Here is a 20,235-nt window from a genome sequence, read left to right on the forward strand (position 1 = left end):
CCTTAAAGACATGAAAAGATATTCCATAATTCGTTCGTTTTGTGTTTTGGTCACCCTCAGTTGGTGCATGATCTCATGTGATGGTTTTCTAAAAGAAAGTCCCCGCGATGCATTACCCGAAGAAGAAGGCTATCGTAACATTACTGAACTTTATCTGAATGCGGTTGCTTCCCTCTATAACTACATTGGAGGAAATTCCGACAGTCAAGGATTGCAGGGAACAGGACGCGGCATATATGATCTGAATACTTTTACAACCGATGAAGCCATTATGCCTACTCGTGGTGGTGACTGGTACGACGGTGGTTTCTGGCAAGGACTGTTCTTGCACAAATGGGGAATAAATAATGATGCGATACAAGCTACCTGGGAATATCTCTATAAAGTAGTTATGCTCAGCAACAAGTCTTTGGAACAAATTGAAAGCTATGCACTTACACATGCAGATGCAGAACTTCCAGCCTATCGTGCCGAAGTGCGTGCTTTACGTGCAATGTACTATTATTATCTGACGGACCTGTTCGGTAGTATTCCGTTGGTTCTATCTTCCAAGGTTGCCTCAAAAGATATTATACTGAGCGAACGTGAGGATATCTTTAATTTCATATTCAAGGAGTTACAAGAGGTTACCCCGCTCCTGCCCGCTCAGTTCAGTAACCGTTCCGGCAATTACTATGGCCGCCTGACGCGTCCCGTAGCCTACTTCCTGCTTGCCAAACTGGCACTGAATGCAGAAATTTATATGGATAATAACTGGGTGGATGATACCCATCCGGATGGGAAAACAATCTTCTTTGATGTGGATGGCAATACATTCAATGCCTGGCAGACCGTAGAATTCTATTGTGACCAAATTACAGCTTTAGGTTATCGTCTTGAATCAGATTATGCCGCCAATTTTGCCGTATATAATGAAGGCTCTGTTGAAAACATCTTCACTATTCCGATGAATAAGACGCTATATACCAATCAGATGCAATATCTTTTCCGTTCGCGCCATTATAATCATGCCAAAGCGTTAGGTTTGTCTGGTGAGAATGGATCAAGCGCCACTATCGAAGCCTTACAGACTTTTGGATACGAGACAAACGAACAGGACCCGCGTTTTGATTATTGCTATTATGCAGGTACTGTTTATGATTTGAAAGGTAATGTCGTGAAATTGGATGATGGAACAGCTTTAGTTTACGAACCGTGGAAGGTTAAACTGGATCTGTCCGATGAACCTTATGAAAAGACTGCCGGTGCCCGTATGAAAAAATATGAGATAGATGACAAAGCCATGAAAGATGGAAAACTGATGGAGAATGATATTGTTCTGTTTCGTTACGCTGATGTATTGCTTATGAAGAGTGAAGCCAAAGTCCGTGACGGACGCAATGGAGATGAAGAACTGAATCAGGTGCGTACCCGTGTAGGAGCACCGGAACGCACTGCTACTTTGGACAATCTTCTGGCTGAGCGCCAATTAGAATTGGCCTGGGAAGGTTGGCGACGTCAGGACTTAATTCGTTTTGGACAATTTACCCGTTCTTACAACAGTCGTCCGCAACTTCCCAACGAAGAAAGTGGGTATACTATTGTCTTCCCCATTCCCGGGAAAATCAGACAGATGAATCCGGGATGGGAACAGCATCCGGGGTATTAAAGGAATGGATTGCAAAGTAGCTTCATTCTTTTGTGGTAATCACTTTATTTCCTATCTTTGCGACTAAATAAAAAGAAACATGAAGTTTTCCGAACTACAACTGAATGATCAGGTGCTTGATGCACTGGAAGCCATGCGCTTCGATGAGTGCACACCTATACAAGAGAAATCCATTCCCGTTATACTTGAAGGCAGAGATTTAATAGCCGTGGCACAGACCGGAACCGGTAAGACGGCTGCCTATCTGTTGCCTGTACTGAATAAACTTTCCGAAGGTGGACATCCTGAAGATGCTATAAACTGTATTGTTATGTCTCCCACACGAGAATTGGCGCAACAAATAGATCAGCAGATGGAAGGTTTTTCCTACTTCATGCCTGTCAGTAGTGTGGCAGTTTATGGCGGTAACGATGGGATACTTTTTGAACAGCAAAAGAAGGGGCTAATGTTGGGAGCCGATGTTGTTATAGCTACTCCGGGACGTTTGTTAGCTCATTTGAGTTTAGGATATGTAGACCTTTCCCGTGTCTCCTATTTCATTCTTGATGAAGCCGACCGTATGCTCGATATGGGTTTCTTCGATGATATCATGCAGATTGTGAAGTATTTGCCTAAAGAACGGCAAACCATCATGTTCTCTGCTACCATGCCTGCAAAAATACAACAACTTGCCAACACCATTCTCAATAATCCCGCTGAAGTCAAACTTGCCGTTTCACGCCCTGCTGATAAAATTGTGCAAGCCGCCTATGTTTGCTATGAAAATCAGAAGTTGGGTATAATTCGCAGTCTCTTTGCTGAACAAACACCGGAGCGTGTCATTATCTTCGCATCATCCAAGTTGAAAGTAAAGGAAGTGACAAAGGCCTTGAAAATGATGAAGCTGAATGTAGGCGAAATGCATTCTGACCTGGAACAGGCACAGCGTGAAGAAGTGATGCATGAGTTTAAGGCAGGTCGTATAAACATTCTGGTTGCCACTGACATCGTGGCTCGTGGCATTGACATTGATGATATTCGTCTTGTGATTAACTATGATGTTCCGCATGACAGTGAAGACTATGTTCATCGTATTGGTCGTACGGCGCGTGCTAATAACGATGGTGTTGCTCTAACCTTTGTAAATGAAAAGGAGCAAAGTAACTTCAAGCAGATAGAAAATTTCCTGGAAAGAGATATTTATAAAATACCTGTACCTGAAGAATTAGGCGAGTCACCCGAATACAAACCACGTAGTTATGACGGAAGGGGCAAACGTAACTTCCGTGCTAAAGGACGAAATACCAATAAAGGTAGTGGAAATGCTCCGAAGAAAAGAGATGCTTCAAAAGGAAGAAGTAATGCTCCGAGAAAAAGTGCTAATCCTTCAGGAAAAAGCAACAAATAAGAGAAGGATTTCTTTAATAGATATTGTTTGATGGTGGAGTTTTACTCCACCATTTTTATATGTAATTGTTTATCAGGACCGATAGTCAGGCTTACGAGGTGATAAACGGAACTTTCCGGAATACGGAGCATGGCTTCATAATGATAGCCTTTTCCATCCACACTTATAAAATTCATGTCAGAAAGAATGGTCTGATTTAATACTTCCTCCGGGAAAATAGTTGCGAAAACTTTTTTAGTAATATCCTTGCCATACAGTAAGTTCTTGCCTTCATATACACAGATATGTATCACGTTGTCATAGTATACATTGTCCACACCTATACCTTCATCAGAATATACTGTTTTTATTACTTTCATCTTAGAAGGATTGATATAGACATAGCCCCGATAACGCGTTCCTTTATACATAACCACACTATCTTTTTTGATTACTTCTGAAGTGCTGGGGATAACTTCCACTTCCTGAGTGGAGAATGCCAGCGTGTCTTCCGGATTATCGGACTTATATAGCTTTACGATATCATCAGATAGAGAATGAAACCAAAAACTATATTCCGTTTGACGGTCTATTTTATAAGCCGTAAGAGTATTTCCGCGTAAATAAATCGTATCACGAAGTACCTTGAAGTAAACGGGCGCATTTTGTGGGTCAGCATAATAGATCGTATCACCGCTAATACGCATTAACGGCATATCCGTCTCATTGTCCAGCCAGACACCTTGCAGCAATTCTTTAGCGGTTAAGTCTTCCCTGTCGGAATTTTCCCCATTTTTAGTACTGCTACAGGATGATACAAGCACAACAACGAGCACCATAGAAATAGTACCCCACTTTATCATAACTCTCTCTGTTTTATATTTTTAATGTCCGATGCAATGATAGGTAAATCCTTGCTCTTCCATCTCTTTCTTGTCATAGATATTACGCCCGTCCAACACCACAGGTTTCTCCATGGTTTTCTTGATAACTGCCCAGGATGGTAAACGGAATTCTTTCCATTCGGTAACCAGCATCAAAGCATCAGCATCAAGTACAGCATCATACATATCTTTGGCATAATAAATGCTCTCACCTATCCGACGGCGACATTCGTCCATTGCAGCGGAGTCGTAAGCCCTCACTTTGCATCCGGCTTTCAGCAGTTTGTCTATTAACACCAATGAAGGGGCTTCGCGCATATCATCCGTCTCCGGTTTGAAAGCCAGTCCCCATAAGGCAATTGTCTTACCTTTCAGTTCGTTGTTGAAGTGCTTGCAAAGTTTGTCGAAAAGAATGCTTTTCTGTAGTTCATTGACTTCTTCTACGGCATGGAGCACACGCATCTGATAGCCATTTTGTTCAGCGGTTTTGATGAGTGCTTTTACATCTTTTGGAAAGCACGAACCGCCATAACCAATACCCGGATAAAGGAACTTACGCCCGATTCGGGTATCCGAACCGATGCCACTGCGTACCATATTGACATCTGCCCCTACCAGTTCGCAAAGATTAGCGATATCATTCATAAAACTAATACGGGTAGCCAGCATTGAGTTAGCTGCATACTTCGTCATTTCAGCAGACGGGATATCCATAAATATTACACGGAAATTGTTCAGCAAGAATGGTTTATAAAGCTTACTCATCAATTTCTTAGCACGTTCGGACTCCACTCCCACTACTACACGGTCCGGGCTCATAAAATCATTGATAGCATTTCCTTCTTTCAGGAATTCGGGATTAGAGGCTACATCAAATTGAATACTAACACCTCGTTTATCCAGTTCCTCCTGGATAGCGGCACGTACTTTCTTTGCAGTACCTACAGGAACCGTACTCTTTGTGACTACCAATATGTACTTCTGCATGTTTCTACCAATAGTACGGGCAACTTCGAGCACATAACTGAGGTCAGCACTTCCATCTTCGTCAGGAGGCGTACCAACGGCACTGAAAACAACGTCTACCTCATTCAGGCAGCTTTCCAATGAAGTAGTGAAATGTAGGCGACCGGCTTTTACATTTCGGTTCACCATTTCTTCCAGACCACTTTCATAGATAGGAATAACACCTTTTTTCAGTGCTTCAATTTTTTCACTGTTCGTGTCTACGCAAATGACGCTGACACCGATTTCTGCAAAACAGGTTCCGGTCACTAAACCGACATATCCTGTACCGACGATGGCTATCTTCATACTCTTTATTCAAAATATGTCGCATCCCGGAAGGATGGAGCTGTTTTATCTTTAGGAGATAGTAAAAGTTGTTCTTCTGCTATAGGCCACTCAATTCCTATGGTTTCATCATTGAAACGAATGGATGCTTCTGTTTGTGGGGTATACGCATTGTCTACTTTATAAATAAAGATAGCTTCCTCACTCAGAACAAGGAAACCATGTGCGAATCCACGGGGAATGAAAAATTGCCGTTGATTTTCCTCACTCAGTTCTGCAGAGACATATTTACCGAAAGTTGGTGATGATTGGCGCAAATCCACTGCCACATCCAGTACTTTTCCTTTTATAACACGTACCAGTTTGGACTGACAATATTCTCCTTTCTGATAATGTAATCCACGTAATACACCGAAAGAAGACTTCGACTCATTGTCCTGAATAAAATGCACATCACCGATATGCATTTTGAATTCCTCTTCTTTAAAGGCTTCCATAAAATAGCCCCGTTCATCACGAATTACCTTCGGCTCAATCAGCCATACACCATCAATTTCCGTTTGTATATAATTCATCTTTTTAGAATTTCTTTCGTACTTTCAGTTGGCAACCCAGATTGTCGCCATATATCTCTCCTATGTCGAAAGCAACGGAAGCATTGAACTGCCATCCCTTCCATTTTCGGGGAGAATAGAAAACTGATGCAAAAGTAGAAAAATTTTCTAATATATTGGGTATAGGTTTGAAAGGAGTTCCCCAAGTTTTATTATATGATAGTTTTGCGAGGTATGTCCATTCGTTGCTGATGTCTCCGCTCCAACCTAAATGTAAGGCTCGGATGCGGTTGTATTTGAAACTCATGTCACCGTCTTTGTTATAAATGGGAGAAGCGATCAATGGGTTAGCCATAGTCATTCCCCAGTGTACCCAGCCGGGATACCACTCGTTGTTATAATAATCGTCTGCACCTCCCGTTTTCTCTACTACGGTGAAATCCACTCCATGCATAGGGCCGCTTTGGTTGGTAGTCTGATAATATTCCAGCACAAAGCCATTGATGGCTTGCCGGTGGTTGGATTTATATTCAATTCCCCATAACCCATCAAAACCATTTAATTTCCCCATTCCACTGAAATCATCGTAATAATTTTCCAGATAGGCACTTATGGAAAAGTCGTCGTGACGGTAGGTCATACGGATATGCTCGCTCCCCATGAAATTGCCTTGGTAAGCTATTTGTTCTCCCTCTGGACTACTGTCATCTCCACGGCTGGGGATGAATACTTTGAAATAATCTTTCCAACTATTTCCTAAATCTCCTACATCCATTCCGGCACTTTTATAACCGCCAAACTGTACATCCAGACTCATGCCTACATCCAGTTGCCATTTCCCTTGCGGCACACCGATGCGAAGGAAGCCGCTTTTGTGGTGATACTTAATGCTTTTGGTATACCAGTAATCCTCTCCTACCTGTTTCTTTTGATAATTGTTGTCAGTAAACCATCCGTACGAAATCTCCGCTTTTAAAGCGAGGCGTGGTAATACTTGCACATATTCGGGGAGTCCTATCCATACTTGCGGAATGGGTCTTGCATTGCCCGACCAGGTTAATCCGCCACTACTCAATTGTTGATTTAATAATGGAGAGTCAATTTCTTTACTGCCAATAAGTAAACCTATCCATTTGTACCGTATATCCGCATAGCCTTGTTGCAACACAAAGGTAGATGTAAAACCGGAAGCTACTGCCATATCCAAGCCACCTTCAAGACGCCAATTACGAAGTGTATCCGTATAAAAAGCTCCTCCTCTCAGGTAAGTATTATTGTCGATTGAGGAAAAACCATGTTGGTTGCTTACTTGCCATAGAGGAGTATTCTCGCCTGTGTGGACGGAGGCACCATATTCTACAAAAGAAGATAAATTTTGCCGTTTCCACCCATTTTGCGCCTTTACTGACGATCCGGTAGTAAAGCAAAATAGAATGGCAAGAATATGACAGACTGTACGCATAGGCTTATCGAAATATAATTTTCAGAGTGTTGAGCATGATTTTCAGATCCAGTGCAAATGACCAATGTTCAATATACCAAATATCATATTCCACTCTTTTTTTCATTTTATCCAATTTCTCCGTTTCTCCACGCAGATTATGTATCTGCGCCCAACCGGTTATCCCCGGTTTCACTAGCAATCTCTTGTTATAGTCAGGAATGATGCCGCAATATTGTTCTGTATGTATCAGCATATGAGGCCGGGGACCTACTATCGACATATCTCCAATAAGCACGTTCCAGAACTGAGGTAATTCATCAATGCTGGTGGTGCGTAGAAAACGTCCGAGTGGAGTGATGCGGGGATCGTCATGATATGCTTGCTGTGTATCAGATTCTCCATTGGGTAGCATGGAACGGAATTTATAACAGAGAAATACTTTTCCGGATTGCCCATTCCGCTTTTGAGAAAATATAATCTTGCCTGGCATCTTTATCTTAATACAACATCCTATGAGGATATATGCCCATGGATATATTAATAATAGGACTATTGAAGCGAATACAATATCAAATGTTCGTTTAAAGATTCGATTGTATTTTCGTTGTAGCGGAAAATGATATGATAGGTAATGCATATTCATATAAAATATTACAATTCTTTTGATTAAAAGAACGGTAAATCTGGTTCTATATTGCTTTAGATAATCAAAGAATTATAAATTTCTTTAGTCTGCCGGGCAATATGGTGCCAGTCATATGATGAAAGATCATAAGTAATCCGTTCTGCCTGAATACTTTCTAGTTTCTTTTCTAATGTTTGCTGCAAGCTGGCAAGATTACCATTTTTGAAGTAACATTCATCCGGCAATCCTATTTCCTTGTTGGCAGGTATATCGCTTGCAAGTATAGGGCATCCATAACTCATAGCTTCGAGCAATGCGATTGGCAATCCTTCGTGAGTCGACGGTAATACAAATATCCGGGCATATGCATATAATTGTGCTAATTTATCTCCTTTTATAAAGCCGGTCAAAAGTATATTCTCCTCTCTTTGGCATATCCCCTTTAATTTTTGGGCATATTCATCCTGATGATCGGCATCACCGGCTATTACTAACTTTACGGAGGACGGAGACTGTTCTTTGAATGCTTCAACCAGCTTGTCGAATCCTTTTTCTTTTACCAGACGACCAACAGCCAGAATATAAGAGTATTCGGTTAACCCCAGACTGTGAAGATAGCCTGTATCAGATATCCCGGAGCTTACATTGACTCCGTTATGTATTAGAGTGATATTGTTTTTCGATGGATACCGTTGCTGTATCATATTCCGTATATGCTCTGAAATCACGATCACATGGTTTGCATAGCGTACGCCAGCCTTTTCTCCTATCCGAAGTATCCATTTGGCAAATGCTCCCCATTTTTCCCGGTCATAATCCGGACCATGATGTGTTACTACCGCTTTCATTCCTAACATACGTACGATAGGGGCCATCAGAGCCGGGCCTACTGCATGAATGTGTACTATGTCCGCTCCCACTTTCCGGGCATACAATACAGCCAGAAACGTATGTAAGAAAGCTTCCAGATGCTTGTTTCGAGGCACTTTTATGTCTTTTATTGTAACTTGTTTATAGCTTTTTACAGCATGGTCTGCTGCATAGCCGAGACGACGAACCACAATCACTTCATGTTGTTCATCTACGATTAAAGGATATAGTTCTTCGCAATGGGTTTCTACTCCTCCTTGTATGCCGGGAATACCTCTGGTACCTGTAACTACGATTTTCATGTTTTAGCCTTTCAGATTTATAGGATGTCCCATTGCGGACTGCATTTTTTGATGTAACACCCACCGTAATGGGATGGCAATATATTTCTTCATTACCGGAGCGGCGGTGCCTACCATCCAGCAATTCTTGGGACATTTACGTACGTGGGCTCTGACACGCTCGGCCTGTTCACTTCTCCATAAGTCCTGAAAAGAAGACATTGTGCGGATGTTTCCCATGCTTTCTTTCCAGTATTTACTTTCCAACCCATTGCATGGATACACATCGCCATAAGGAGCTACAAAGAAGTTTACCAGTCCGGCTTCACAAGGAAGCAAACGTGGTTTTCCTTGTATATAGTTTATTAATCCCCAATTGAAGTAAGCGCGAAACCAAGCTTTGGGATGCTTCTCTCTCAATTGCCATTCAATTAATTTGCCGAAGTTGCTACAAACTTCTTCCTTATTGGTGAAAGTATTATCTGTTTTGTGGAAGTAATACGAATTATGCAAAGCAGCAGTTGCAAATTCCATACCGAGTGAACGTGACAAACGATAGAGAGAAAGCATATCAGTCGAATTAGAATTGGAAACCGTAATGCCGAAGCCTATATCTTTGATACCCATTTCTTTTAATCGCAATAAAGTACGTATTCCTCTATCAAATCCACCTTGACGTCCTCTAAGTTCATCATTCTTTTGAGATAATCCCTCGATGCTGATGCGTATTCCTATATTGGGAAACTTCTCAGCCAAATGAATGATGCGTTCTTCATACCATCCTGAAGTTGAAATAACAACACGGGGAGACTTGCGGAATGCTACTTCCACTATTTCCTCCAAATCTTCCCGGATGAACGGCTCCCCGCCGGTTATATTGATGAATTTCACTTTAGGTAGTTTCTCTATCTCTGCAGGGGTAATCTCCTTATCTTTATCGGTCGGATTTTGCCAGATATTACACATTTGGCACTGCATAGGGCAGCGGTACGTGACGATAATACACATATCAGTAGGTGAATTTATAGCAGATTTCATATATGCAGTTTATTTATAAAAATATTATTTTTCATCCTTGTCTTACTATTTCAAGCCACTTTTGATAATAATGTTCGCTAGAGAAGCGTTGCAATGCAGCAGTGGATAATTCATTTCGATCGGCAGAAACAACGGTATTGAACATTTTAGTAATTAGTGAAGGTAATTCTTTGTCTTGGGTGAAGAGGCAATTGAAACTGCTGATTTCTAATAATTCCGGTATGCCACCAATATTTCGTCCTAACACAGGAGTACCACAACACATGGATTCTATTACACCTAGTGGATTATTCTCATACGATATAGAAGGAATGACAGTAAAAGATACTTTTTTAAAAAGTTCAATAGTATCCTTTGTTCCCAAATGTCCAAGAAAGATTATATTATTTGCAGTATATTTTTTCTTCAATTCAGCTTCTAAAGGGCCGCTGCCGGCAATATATAGTTTATAAGGTAAACGAGAAGCAGCCTTTAAAAGTGACTCAACACCTTTTTCTTGTGAAAGTCGTCCTATATATGCGTATGCTTCTTCCCGTATGGGGTTGGGGGTATTTATTATATATTGCACTTGTTCTTCTCCAATGAAGTTACTAATGACCTGTAGTTTAGTGGCCGGATATCCTCCTTGCTGCATTTTTTCCGCCATGAACTGACTAGGACAGATAAAACTATTTGTCCATAATGAAAGCTTATTCTTATTCCAGTTCATGGCTTCCCCCCAAGCCAATATGCTTGCCGGAAAACTGTTCTTCATGCATTTACGGAGTACTACGTGCTTTTTATCCGTAAAACATGCTTCACAGGTATTTCCCTTGCAAAGACAGCTGTATGAAGGACAGATCAGTTTATAGTCATGGAGTGTCCAGATTACTTTGACTCCTCTTTGATATGCCAGTTTCGCAACTATAGGTGAAAGATACGAATGAATATTATTCAGGTGCACAACGTCAGGCTGAAATTCATCTAAAAGTTTTTTGAAGTTTTGCGCTACTCCTATCCCCCATATAATGCGGTTGGCAGCTTTTATTTTTCCTTGTAGATCCTTCGCAGAGAAACTTATCTCTTCGGCAAAATATTTATTTTCCTCACATACTATATTTTGTGAATAACTCATTGCGTAGAAACACACGTCATGGCCTGCATTACGTAATAATTGCTTTAAATTTAGGGAGTGGGTGCAGTCACCTCCCCGAAGGTATAGGAACTTATTTACAATGAGAATTCTCATAGTTATTTTATATTGAATTGTTTTATGAATTTGTTGGGAAGTTCCGATAATAAGAGTTGTGAAGAATAGCGTGAGCAATTATCCACATAATACCTATTATTCATCACTATTTCATACATATCTTCTTCTGTCCAATTATCTTTAGCTATTCCTAACTTATTCTGTGTTATCCATTCATGGCTATACGGGACCGTATTTGTAAGTACCGGAGTTCCTGCTACTATAGCTTCTCCTATAGACAACATATTTAGTTCTTTCCTGGAATTGCAAAGTAAACAAACAGATTCGCTTAGATATTTACTCAATTCCCTTTGCGGGATTCTTCCCAAAAAGAAAACTTGATTACTCAGTTGGTTACTTTGGACATAGTCTTTCAGATTCTCAGATTCCTCCCCTTCTCCGATTATGTATAATGAATACTGTCTGTCAGAATATCGTTCTATGAATTTCTTATAGGAGATGATAATAGATATTACATCCTTATCTCTATCCAAATGGGCTATAACAATAAATGAAGCTTTCTTTTCTTTTTGGAAATGAAATACTTTTCCATCTACACCGTGATCTATAAAATTAGAAAAAACATTCAAACCAAACTGTTTTGTGAACTTTCCTGCTATAAGAGAACGGGGTATGACTCTTACCTTGCGCATAAATGCGCGTGCTACAAGGTGATACCATATCAAAGATGGCAATCTGAAGAATTTTCGATTATGATTGCCTGATTCTTGCCATATTAGAGTTTTATCAGGCACTAAGCATGCGGCAAATAAAGAATTAAACGAAAAAATTTCGCTACTGATAATCATGTCAAATTGTCCTTTATGTTTCCTGATGAAGTGAATCAGTTGCGGATGAAAAGGCAGTACAGTTGGCAGGAACAATTTAGGCAGCATAGAACGAAAATAAACTATTTCTATGGGAAAATCCTGCTGATAGGTTGGCTTATATTCTTCCGCAGCTATTAAAGTCACCTCATGCCCCTGATTAACAAACTCTATCCCCAGTTTTATAATCATGCAATCTTCAATAGAAGCTATCAGAGGGATAAATCTCCCTTTAGTTGTGGTACGGGGAGTATATAATATGGAATTCAGTAATAATATGCGCATGTTACTTCATTTTAAAATATCCTTTTGTTATAATCAAATCAGAAATATAACTTCTTCTTTCTTCTAATGGGAGTAATTGTATAGAGTCCTTACGAAAAATACTATGTCCCAAACCTTTCCACGGATAGTTATTAGCCCCCATTAAATCAAGTAAAGTCGGATAGATATCTATTTGTTCCATTTTAGAGGTGTAATTCAGCTTTTGTGAACCATTGAGTATAATCATTGCTATTTCTTTATCTTCAGGTAGAGTCTCTTTTCTATTTTCAATTTGGTTCTTATCTATTTCGTTATGATCCGAAATAATTGCTATAAGTGATTTCTCATAGATTCCTGTTTCTTTTAATTCTTGAATAAATTTGCCAATAGCATTATCACAAAAATGGGCCTTTTCCAGAAAGTTTCTAATATCTTTGGTATACAATTTTGATTTAGAAATATTTGTAGAAGGAATCTCTAATTTATTATAAGGATAATGCATGCTAATTGTTACCAGCTGTGCGTAAAAAGGGAAATCGACATGTTTAATTTGATTGGCAGCTTTTTCTAACAAGATATGATCATTTATGTTTCCTGAAGTATTCATCATTGAACGACTATCATATAATTGTGTAAATCCATAAGATTTGAAAGCCGTTTCCTGATTCCAATATTTAGCATCATCACAAACCATAGATAATGATTCATACCCTTTTAACGCTTTTGCCAAAGAAGGATATTCAGCCTCTCCAAATCGTACAGCCACCGCACCATTATTTATAGGTAACAGTCCTGTATTGTACATGAAATGTGCATCACTTGATCTACCACTTTTGACTTGAGGTTGTATATGTAAAGCAAAAATTGAATTATTTTCCTGGCAAAGTTGATTTAAATGAGGGGTTACTTCTATACTATCCAGTTTAAAATTAATAAGCCATGAGTTAAGAGATTCAACTATTATTACAATTAAATTCTGTTTTTCTTTAACAGCGTATTGATTATCTGTATATTTAAGCATGTATTTGCTCAAAAATGATTCTATTTCTTCTTTTTCTTTAATATCCAAACTACGTTTTTCTAATATGGTGTTTATAAATGAATGTATACAGAAGGGGACAAATCCATTAAAGTCAAAATACGATATGTAATTAACCGTATTAACATAGCGAATTCCTAAATGACAAGTCGTCCTATTTTGCATTTTTGAATAAAACACATATGCATTCATTAAATGTATAAGAATAGCAAAAAGTAAGATACTAATCGTATATATGACTCTTTTTTTAGAATTGACAGGTGTCTTTTTTATTGTATCCACAAAAAGAAACCAATAAAGAATGAATAAAAAGAATGGTGGCAAAATAAACAGAATATCTGTTAATTTCATAGATGCTTTTATGCTATTCAACAACAAAGGGGAAATATTTTCAAATAGGAGAAAAGAGGAAAATGGCATCAGATCATCATAAGTACGATAATACCATAATTGAGACAATCCCCAAAAAGAGAATAGGAAAACTATAATGCCAACATAATATATGCGTAACTTAGCAGGGAGTAACCAATAAGGTAGTAGTAGCAAGAGTGCGTCAACCATAGAACGAGCACTGTAGCTCAGCAATCCTAAATCCTTATCAAAGTGTAATAAAAGGTCATAGCGAAGATGCAATAGCTGTAAAGTTAGAGCTGCCATTGCTGCTATATAAAAAAGTTCATTAGGATATTTTTTCCAGCTGCTTAATCTATAATCTTTCATTTTTATCTTTATTTTCTGCGTTTTAAAAACGCCACAATACCTATCATAATTACAAATTCAATGAATAAGTACACAACGGCATATCCATGTTCCTTCCATGTCTCTATAGCAAAATAGTAACATATACATGAGAATAGGTTACTCAATGACATAATAATGATATAGATACGTATACGGCCTTCTGTAAAATATATTTTCATGCATGCCAAGCTGACGGCGGTAAAAGGCATTGCAAATGTCATTATACCGATAAGGGATGATAGCTTTTCCATGGCGGCATACGGCATTTTTCCTAATCCGAACAATTCCTCGGCAATAAAAGTACGTAACAGGAAGATAACCAAAGAAGTGCATATCGTAAACAGAAATAAACGTAAAGTTACCCGCAAAGTGACATGATACATTTCTTCCTTTTTACCGTGGCTGTATAGATTGTTGAGCTTTATTTGAAGAACAGAAGTTATTTGCTGTATGAGTGCTAACGGAGCTTGGATAAACTTCTGTGCATAATTGATGACAGTTATTATTCCCGGCTGATATTGGGACAATAGATACATGGGAAAAGTGGATGCAAAAATAATGATTCCCTGATTAACAGCCAGCCCGGTTAACGCTTTGCTTTGTGAACGGACAAGAGCGAATTTTACTAACGAGAATTGCCATCTCAGCTTTTTCTTCATAAACCAAAGCAACAAGATAATATTCAGTAAGCATGCACAACAGCTACTATACATCACGATTGAAACATCTGCTTTTTGGCCTAATAAGATAAGTGCAACAATGCCACTAAAGTTTATCATGAAATTACACGAAAGTCCCAATGTAAAATACTTGAATGAAACCAATATTTCACTTACATAGAGATTTACTATGATAAGGAGAGTCAGTGGGAAAAACAAGTAATATACTGAGATGTGACTACGTATATCTTGGGTGGGGAAATTCATAATCCATTCTGGTGCCTGTTTGCCTCCAATTATGCAGAATAGAAGTAATGCACCTGCTGCCAGTAATAAGAATGTGTAAAGAAATGAATTGTGAAATTGCATTTCAGCTCTTGATGACTCATTATAGCGCAGGAACATAGCTTTAGGAATTAAAATAGATGTATTGAGTGTTTGCACTAGTCCACCTACTAAAATAGCTATATTAAATAAATAAAAATAAATATCTGTTCCTGTATTTGCCCCCAGATAGTAAGCAATTAGAAGCTGCATGACAAAAGCTGTCAGTTTACTTCCGATGCTGAAAGCGGAAGAATATACGGCTCCTTTTTTATATGTTCCAATTTTCAGCTTCATTTATTCGAAGATAATATAAGACCTAATAATATCAATATAAACAACCCCCGATTTTGCGTAAAAGTGGCATCGGCAATTCCTTCTATCAGAAAAAATATAAATATTAGCAAAACAAACAATTGCATAGTGGGCAATAGTTCTTTCGTTGATTTCCTGAGGATTGAGAACCAAAAAGCTAAATAGAGTATGATGCCTGCGACTCCAAATTGGGCTAATCCGGGATAGAATGCATCACATATAAATGCAGGCATATCTTTTGATAATCCCCACAAGTGATCAATTCCGTAAGCGGCGTAGACAGGAGAATAATATTCTGCTGAAGCGAATGTTCCAAAACTTCCCAATCCGCTTCCAAAAGGAAAATAGTCATATAAGATTTGCATGGAAGTAAGCATCATGGCAGGACGGCTCCACATTTCTTGGGAGTTCATCATTCCATCCACATAATAGAGTATAATCTTGTCTTTTGCCAACCAAATAGTTATTAAAGCAAGACACCCGAACAGGACAGTTGTTGTTATGTTAAAACGTATTCTTCCGCCCAATTTCATATAGACCATCAGAAAAATGGCGATTGCCCAGAAACCATAAAATTTAGAACGGGTGGAAATCAGTCCAATGGTCAATATTAACAATAATACGACAATGTCGCTCCATGAATTGGTAGAACAATAGCTAAGTAGAAAAAAGGTAGCAACAACGGCTGTCGCATAACGGGATTGATGGCCGAAAAACAAGAAATTAACATCAATGATTCCTAAGATGAAAAGTCCGCCCGCTATTACTATGCATAGAATGGATAAGAAGCGTTTCTGGGATACAGTTAGTAATGGAGCTATCAGAAAGGTACAATAAAATCCCAGAAAAGGCTTTAGTTGCATCAAAAAATCCATGCAAATCGCAATGGGAGTATTGGATTTGATAAGAAATGAATATATCAAGTAGAATATAAAAATCCCGGCAACTATTCCTATGGATATCAACTCTTTCCATTTTTTGCGTTCCATTACCACCATCCCGGTAAAGACAACTAGAAAGAGAGCCATTAACTCATCTACATAGTCGAATCCGATGAAGTCATAGAAGATAACTCCGAATAAATAGCCAAATATGAGAAAGGCGAAAAATAAGTTGTTTTTAGAGAACACTAACCGGGATAGCATGGCTTATTTTGTTTTAGTGAAAACAAACACCCGAAAACTAATAATGATCAGTGAAAGAATGAAAGTTGCAGCAAGTGCTATTGCCAATACAAACACTTTGCGTGGATATACAGGCTTTGCCGAACTATATGCTGCGTCTATCACCCTACCCGCCTGCTCGTCCGGAGAGTTTACCAACTCTTTCTCCTGCAATTTTTGCATAAGGAACAAATAGACAGTCTCTTTTATTTTTTGCTGACGCTTCATTTCGATGTATTCCCTTTCTTGGGTGGGTAGAGCACTTAGCTGGCTGCTGAACACCCGATTTTTCTTATTTATTTCCTCCAGGCTTGCACGTATGCTTTGCCGAGCTGCATCTATAGCCTCCAGCAGCATTTTGCGCTGTTCGGTCAATTGTTTGTCGGCAAGTATCAAAGCTGGATTCTCTTTCTCGGAAGAAAGAAGCAGGCGCTGTCGGTCAAGTACCAATTGATTATAAAGGGCAATAGGTTTTTCACCGATTCCTTCTATAGCAGGCACTGAAGCATACTCATTCAGAGGATTTTTCATATAATCCACTACATAATCCAGCATTTTCAGACGAGTTTCCGTTTCTAAAATAATACTTTCTAATTCTTGATATCCTGTAACGGTCGCTTTAGCATATAAAGCAGGCTCCGGTATGTTATTCTGCTTCTTATAAGTTTCGATCTGATGTTCCAGATATGCAAGTTCCGTAGTAATGGTATCCAAACGTTCTTTCACAAACTTTGCATTGATAGTGGCTTCCTTTACTTTTACATTTCGGCTATATCGGTTGTAAGTGGACATGATAGTATTTAAGAAGTCATATCCCCGCTGTTTATTCTCGTTCTCAAACAGGAGTATTATTATGTCTGAAATTGTTTCTTGTGCACCTGCGTATAAATCATCATACAAATCTTCATAGGTTTGCTGCAATGGAGTAATCCGAATAGTCAGGTTTTTTTCTCCGGGAACGGAAACGTCTGCATTCGGGGTAATCATAATGGTGCCAATAGGTAATTGCAATCGACAAGGCAGCGACTGTTTTTTTACTTTCATCGTCTTAAATAGAGTTGATTTTATTTGGGCTGATTGTATGATTCCATTCGATAGTGTTAGTTTTATTTTTACTGGTTTACTTAAGGTATCTAAAAACTGTTCGGGAAAGAAAAATGTTACCGGATTGTCTTTTCCATAAAGCAGTACATTTTTTAGGCCTCGCCGTTCACGCGTTTCCACTTGGTATCCGGTTTCACGGATTGCTTCAGTCATATTGGTACGCGACATCAGTACTATTACTTCATCTTCCACACTGTTTCCTGAACTATTTCCGCCCAACATTGCGCCTATACCTGTGCTTTTCAGCATTTTCAGTTCAGACATCATCCCTTGATTATCTCTGATTAGTTGTATACGTGCTGTAAACTGATATTCTTGAGGTGTGGCTATTAAGAAACAGACGGCGACAATCAGGCAGATAATGCCAATAGGTGTATATATTTTCCAGTAGGCTAGGAATTGCTTTAAAAGCGCTCCTATATGTATGTTTTCGTCATTCATAACTAAGTGATTTATTTAACCAATAATGCGATCCCTAACGATGCCAACACCGATAAAGCGCTGATTATAGTTGATGCCAAAGATACGTTAAATTGTCCGTTCTGGCTATATTTGGCATTTCCTTTCCTAGCTTTATTAGGCTCCACATAGAGAACGTCATTCTGCCGTAGATAATAGAAGGGTGAAGTCAGAGTTTCTGCGGATGTCAGATCAAAACGGTGATATTCTTTTTTTCCATTGTTATCACGGATTAGGAGCACATTAGTACGGTTGCCATATATTGTTAAATCTCCTGCCATACCAAGAGCATCAAGTACGGACAGGCGTTCATTAGGTACATTTACCGTTCCGGGTTTATTAACTTCACCCAGTACTGAAACTTTGAAATTCCTTATCTGTATCGTAACAATTGGAGACTTGACGTAAGCGGAAATCTTTTCAGTCATCATGTCTGTCAATTCGCTACGTGTCATATTAGCAACTTGTACTTTACCAAGTACTGGGAAATCAATCTCTCCGCGTGAATTTACTAAATAAGTATGAAGTACAGGTGTAGAGGTAACATTTGTTTCCCCTGGAGCCAAATAGCTGGCAAGTGGCATATTGAATGCTGCTACAGCATTCGGATCTGTCCCAGATACAGTTATTGATAATTGATCATCAGGAGCAATCCGAGGGGTATAATTAACAGATTGCTCGGTAACAGCTGGCATCTGGTTGTCTAAATCCTGAAAATAGGTAATAGTATTAGTCGTTGTTTTGCACGACATTAATAATAGTAACGAAAAAGCAGGAATCAGCGTTTTTATTTTCATCGTATATCTTATCTTTTATTAATTTGACTATCGCAAAAGTAATAGTTCTATAGTCAATAAACGTTGGTTAGGCGGGTTTATTGTTAGGTTGTCTATAATTTGTTCATTGTTTCTTGAGCGTTTTATCAAATAAAGCACTAATGATAATACTTCGCTGTTCGACGCGGTATTTTTTGTTGCGGTTTATAATTTGTTTGGCAATATGAATTAATAGTTGAATTTGCCATTTTGTCTTTGAATATATTATTATCATTTACAATCTTATTAGGTTATGACTGTTCAATTCTCGCTTCAAAATCTTGCTATAAATATTGTATTTACTCAAAAAATAGAGGTGTTGATTTTGTGTGTAATTCAACAAATGAATACGAATAGAGAAATTAAAAGTAAAATATTCCATGAATAAGGATTAATATGTTGTATATAAATGAATAATTTAATGGTTTAGTTGCATTATATCACATTTGTGTTTCTTAACATATTAATATTTTTATGTTTTGAAATTTAATTGGCTAATTTTCATACATAATTATTAACCTCTAAAAAAAATATTATGAAAAAAGTACTATTTGTGTCATTGTTTTTGTTGGCGTGTTCTAATCTGTATTCCCAGTCATTTTCTAAAGAATTACATATTGATGTTGATACCCCTTTGAAATGGGAAGGTTGGGGAGGTGCATTAGTTATAAATGGTGTAGGAACATATACCGATAGAATTTTTATTGCTAAATACTGTTTAGGTGACAATCAAACTCAAATGAGATTAAATATAGGTGATGATAAGTGGGGAGATGACTGTGCTGTTATTGGTACACAAGATGACGCAACAAACTGGAGAGGGCTATTTTATTTCTACAATAATGGAAAGGTAGGAATAAATACATCAGTTCCCAAAAAAGAATTGGACGTTAAAGGTACTATAAGAGCTGACAGTTTATTAATAACGAGTGGCAATGTAGGCATTGGTACTGAAAACCCTCAAAACAAACTTGATGTAAATGGAACTATCAGGGCTAAAGAAATCTTAGTAGAATCAAATTGGGCTGATTTTGTCTTTAAGCGAAATTATAAATTACCCACATTGAGAGAAGTTGAAGAATATATAAAAGAAAAAGGTACATTGCCTAATGTTCCTTCTGAAGAAGAAGTTAAGGCTAACGGCGTTAGTGTGGGGGAAACCAATGCACTCCTACTTCAGAAAATAGAAGAATTGACTTTGTATGTGATCCAGCAACAAAAAGAAATAGAAGAATTGAAATTAAAAAAACTCGATAAAAATAGGTAATATGCTTTTATCTATAGATGTTTTATT

Annotated in this window: 17 protein-coding genes; 3 read left to right on the forward strand and 14 right to left on the reverse strand. The window is 38.4% G+C overall.

Going from position 1 to position 20,235, the window contains the following annotated elements; translation table 11 throughout:
• Positions 1-10: 10 nt before the first annotated feature.
• Positions 11-1,648: a RagB/SusD family nutrient uptake outer membrane protein gene (locus K6V21_RS19205; protein WP_224319564.1), complete on the forward strand. Its 1,638-nt coding sequence runs from the start codon at positions 11-13 to the stop codon at positions 1,646-1,648.
• A gap of 79 nt (positions 1,649-1,727) precedes the next feature.
• Positions 1,728-3,035, forward strand: coding sequence for a DEAD/DEAH box helicase (locus K6V21_RS19210; RefSeq protein ID WP_149919662.1), 1,308 nt, complete (start codon positions 1,728-1,730; stop codon positions 3,033-3,035).
• Positions 3,036-3,076: 41 nt separating this feature from the next.
• On the opposite strand, the gene K6V21_RS19215 is transcribed toward K6V21_RS19210, so the two are convergent.
• The 14 genes from K6V21_RS19215 to K6V21_RS19280 form a co-directional block, all read right to left on the reverse strand.
• A complete protein-coding gene (locus tag K6V21_RS19215; protein ID WP_007218510.1) occupies positions 3,077-3,877 on the reverse strand; it encodes a DUF4738 domain-containing protein in 801 nt (266 codons plus the stop codon).
• A gap of 21 nt (positions 3,878-3,898) precedes the next feature.
• Positions 3,899-5,212, reverse strand: a complete 1,314-nt coding sequence (locus K6V21_RS19220; RefSeq protein WP_007214156.1) for a UDP-glucose dehydrogenase family protein — start codon at positions 5,210-5,212, stop codon at positions 3,899-3,901.
• Positions 5,213-5,217: 5 nt separating this feature from the next.
• Positions 5,218-5,766, reverse strand: coding sequence for a dTDP-4-dehydrorhamnose 3,5-epimerase (gene rfbC, locus K6V21_RS19225; protein WP_224319565.1), 549 nt, complete (start codon positions 5,764-5,766; stop codon positions 5,218-5,220).
• A gap of 4 nt (positions 5,767-5,770) precedes the next feature.
• Positions 5,771-7,207, reverse strand: coding sequence for a capsule assembly Wzi family protein (locus K6V21_RS19230; protein WP_224319566.1), 1,437 nt, complete (start codon positions 7,205-7,207; stop codon positions 5,771-5,773).
• A 4-nt stretch (positions 7,208-7,211) separates the two neighbouring features.
• Positions 7,212-7,832: a sugar transferase gene (locus K6V21_RS19235; RefSeq protein ID WP_309493836.1), complete on the reverse strand. Its 621-nt coding sequence runs from the start codon at positions 7,830-7,832 to the stop codon at positions 7,212-7,214.
• Positions 7,833-7,888: 56 nt separating this feature from the next.
• A complete protein-coding gene (locus K6V21_RS19240; RefSeq protein ID WP_224319568.1) occupies positions 7,889-8,986 on the reverse strand; it encodes a glycosyltransferase family 4 protein in 1,098 nt (365 codons plus the stop codon).
• A gap of 3 nt (positions 8,987-8,989) precedes the next feature.
• Positions 8,990-10,003: a radical SAM protein gene (locus K6V21_RS19245; RefSeq protein WP_217714031.1), complete on the reverse strand. Its 1,014-nt coding sequence runs from the start codon at positions 10,001-10,003 to the stop codon at positions 8,990-8,992.
• Positions 10,004-10,034: 31 nt separating this feature from the next.
• On the reverse strand, positions 10,035-11,231 hold the full coding sequence (locus tag K6V21_RS19250) for a glycosyltransferase (RefSeq protein ID WP_224319569.1): 1,197 nt from the start codon (positions 11,229-11,231) through the stop codon (positions 10,035-10,037).
• A 2-nt stretch (positions 11,232-11,233) separates the two neighbouring features.
• The gene (locus K6V21_RS19255) at positions 11,234-12,250 is read right to left on the reverse strand and encodes a glycosyltransferase (RefSeq protein ID WP_224319570.1); all 1,017 of its coding nucleotides are present in this window, start codon (positions 12,248-12,250) and stop codon (positions 11,234-11,236) included.
• A gap of 94 nt (positions 12,251-12,344) precedes the next feature.
• Complete coding sequence (locus K6V21_RS19260; RefSeq protein ID WP_224319571.1) at positions 12,345-14,081, reverse strand: LTA synthase family protein; 1,737 nt, start codon at positions 14,079-14,081, stop codon at positions 12,345-12,347.
• 8 nt (positions 14,082-14,089) lie between these two features.
• Positions 14,090-15,382 carry a lipid II flippase MurJ gene (locus K6V21_RS19265; RefSeq protein ID WP_224319572.1) on the reverse strand — a complete coding sequence of 431 codons (1,293 nt, stop codon included), beginning with the start codon at positions 15,380-15,382 and terminating at the stop codon, positions 14,090-14,092.
• Complete coding sequence (locus tag K6V21_RS19270) at positions 15,379-16,545, reverse strand: hypothetical protein (protein ID WP_224319573.1); 1,167 nt, start codon at positions 16,543-16,545, stop codon at positions 15,379-15,381. The genes K6V21_RS19265 and K6V21_RS19270 overlap by 4 nt, the downstream gene beginning before the upstream one ends.
• A gap of 3 nt (positions 16,546-16,548) precedes the next feature.
• Positions 16,549-18,108 (reverse strand): GumC family protein, encoded by a 1,560-nt coding sequence (locus K6V21_RS19275; RefSeq protein ID WP_224319574.1) that lies wholly within the window; start codon positions 18,106-18,108, stop codon positions 16,549-16,551.
• A gap of 11 nt (positions 18,109-18,119) precedes the next feature.
• Positions 18,120-18,923 (reverse strand): polysaccharide biosynthesis/export family protein, encoded by an 804-nt coding sequence (locus K6V21_RS19280; protein ID WP_217714025.1) that lies wholly within the window; start codon positions 18,921-18,923, stop codon positions 18,120-18,122.
• Between the two features lie 553 nt (positions 18,924-19,476).
• On the opposite strand from K6V21_RS19280, the gene K6V21_RS19285 reads away from it, so the two are divergent.
• Positions 19,477-20,208: a hypothetical protein gene (locus tag K6V21_RS19285; protein WP_224319575.1), complete on the forward strand. Its 732-nt coding sequence runs from the start codon at positions 19,477-19,479 to the stop codon at positions 20,206-20,208.
• The last annotated feature ends 27 nt before the right edge of the window (positions 20,209-20,235 follow it).

The sequence above is a fragment of the Bacteroides cellulosilyticus genome (genome assembly GCF_020091405.1).
Classification (GTDB): domain Bacteria; phylum Bacteroidota; class Bacteroidia; order Bacteroidales; family Bacteroidaceae; genus Bacteroides.

Excerpts from the sequence above, each read along its gene's own strand:
- K6V21_RS19205 (WP_224319564.1), top strand. The coding sequence starts at position 11 with ATGAAAAGATATTCCATAATTCGTTCGTTTTGTGTTTTGGTCACCCTC.
- K6V21_RS19210 (WP_149919662.1), top strand. The coding sequence starts at position 1,728 with ATGAAGTTTTCCGAACTACAACTGAATGATCAGGTGCTTGATGCACTG.
- K6V21_RS19215 (WP_007218510.1), bottom strand. The coding sequence starts at position 3,877 with ATGATAAAGTGGGGTACTATTTCTATGGTGCTCGTTGTTGTGCTTGTA.
- K6V21_RS19220 (WP_007214156.1), bottom strand. The coding sequence starts at position 5,212 with ATGAAGATAGCCATCGTCGGTACAGGATATGTCGGTTTAGTGACCGGA.
- rfbC (WP_224319565.1), bottom strand. The coding sequence starts at position 5,766 with ATGAATTATATACAAACGGAAATTGATGGTGTATGGCTGATTGAGCCG.
- K6V21_RS19230 (WP_224319566.1), bottom strand. The coding sequence starts at position 7,207 with ATGCGTACAGTCTGTCATATTCTTGCCATTCTATTTTGCTTTACTACC.
- K6V21_RS19235 (WP_309493836.1), bottom strand. The coding sequence starts at position 7,832 with ATGAATATGCATTACCTATCATATCATTTTCCGCTACAACGAAAATAC.
- K6V21_RS19240 (WP_224319568.1), bottom strand. The coding sequence starts at position 8,986 with ATGAAAATCGTAGTTACAGGTACCAGAGGTATTCCCGGCATACAAGGA.
- K6V21_RS19245 (WP_217714031.1), bottom strand. The coding sequence starts at position 10,003 with ATGAAATCTGCTATAAATTCACCTACTGATATGTGTATTATCGTCACG.
- K6V21_RS19250 (WP_224319569.1), bottom strand. The coding sequence starts at position 11,231 with ATGAGAATTCTCATTGTAAATAAGTTCCTATACCTTCGGGGAGGTGAC.
- K6V21_RS19255 (WP_224319570.1), bottom strand. The coding sequence starts at position 12,250 with ATGATTATAAAACTGGGGATAGAGTTTGTTAATCAGGGGCATGAGGTG.
- K6V21_RS19260 (WP_224319571.1), bottom strand. The coding sequence starts at position 14,081 with ATGAAAGATTATAGATTAAGCAGCTGGAAAAAATATCCTAATGAACTT.
- K6V21_RS19265 (WP_224319572.1), bottom strand. The coding sequence starts at position 15,382 with ATGAAGCTGAAAATTGGAACATATAAAAAAGGAGCCGTATATTCTTCC.
- K6V21_RS19270 (WP_224319573.1), bottom strand. The coding sequence starts at position 16,545 with ATGCTATCCCGGTTAGTGTTCTCTAAAAACAACTTATTTTTCGCCTTT.
- K6V21_RS19275 (WP_224319574.1), bottom strand. The coding sequence starts at position 18,108 with ATGAATGACGAAAACATACATATAGGAGCGCTTTTAAAGCAATTCCTA.
- K6V21_RS19280 (WP_217714025.1), bottom strand. The coding sequence starts at position 18,923 with ATGAAAATAAAAACGCTGATTCCTGCTTTTTCGTTACTATTATTAATG.
- K6V21_RS19285 (WP_224319575.1), top strand. The coding sequence starts at position 19,477 with ATGAAAAAAGTACTATTTGTGTCATTGTTTTTGTTGGCGTGTTCTAAT.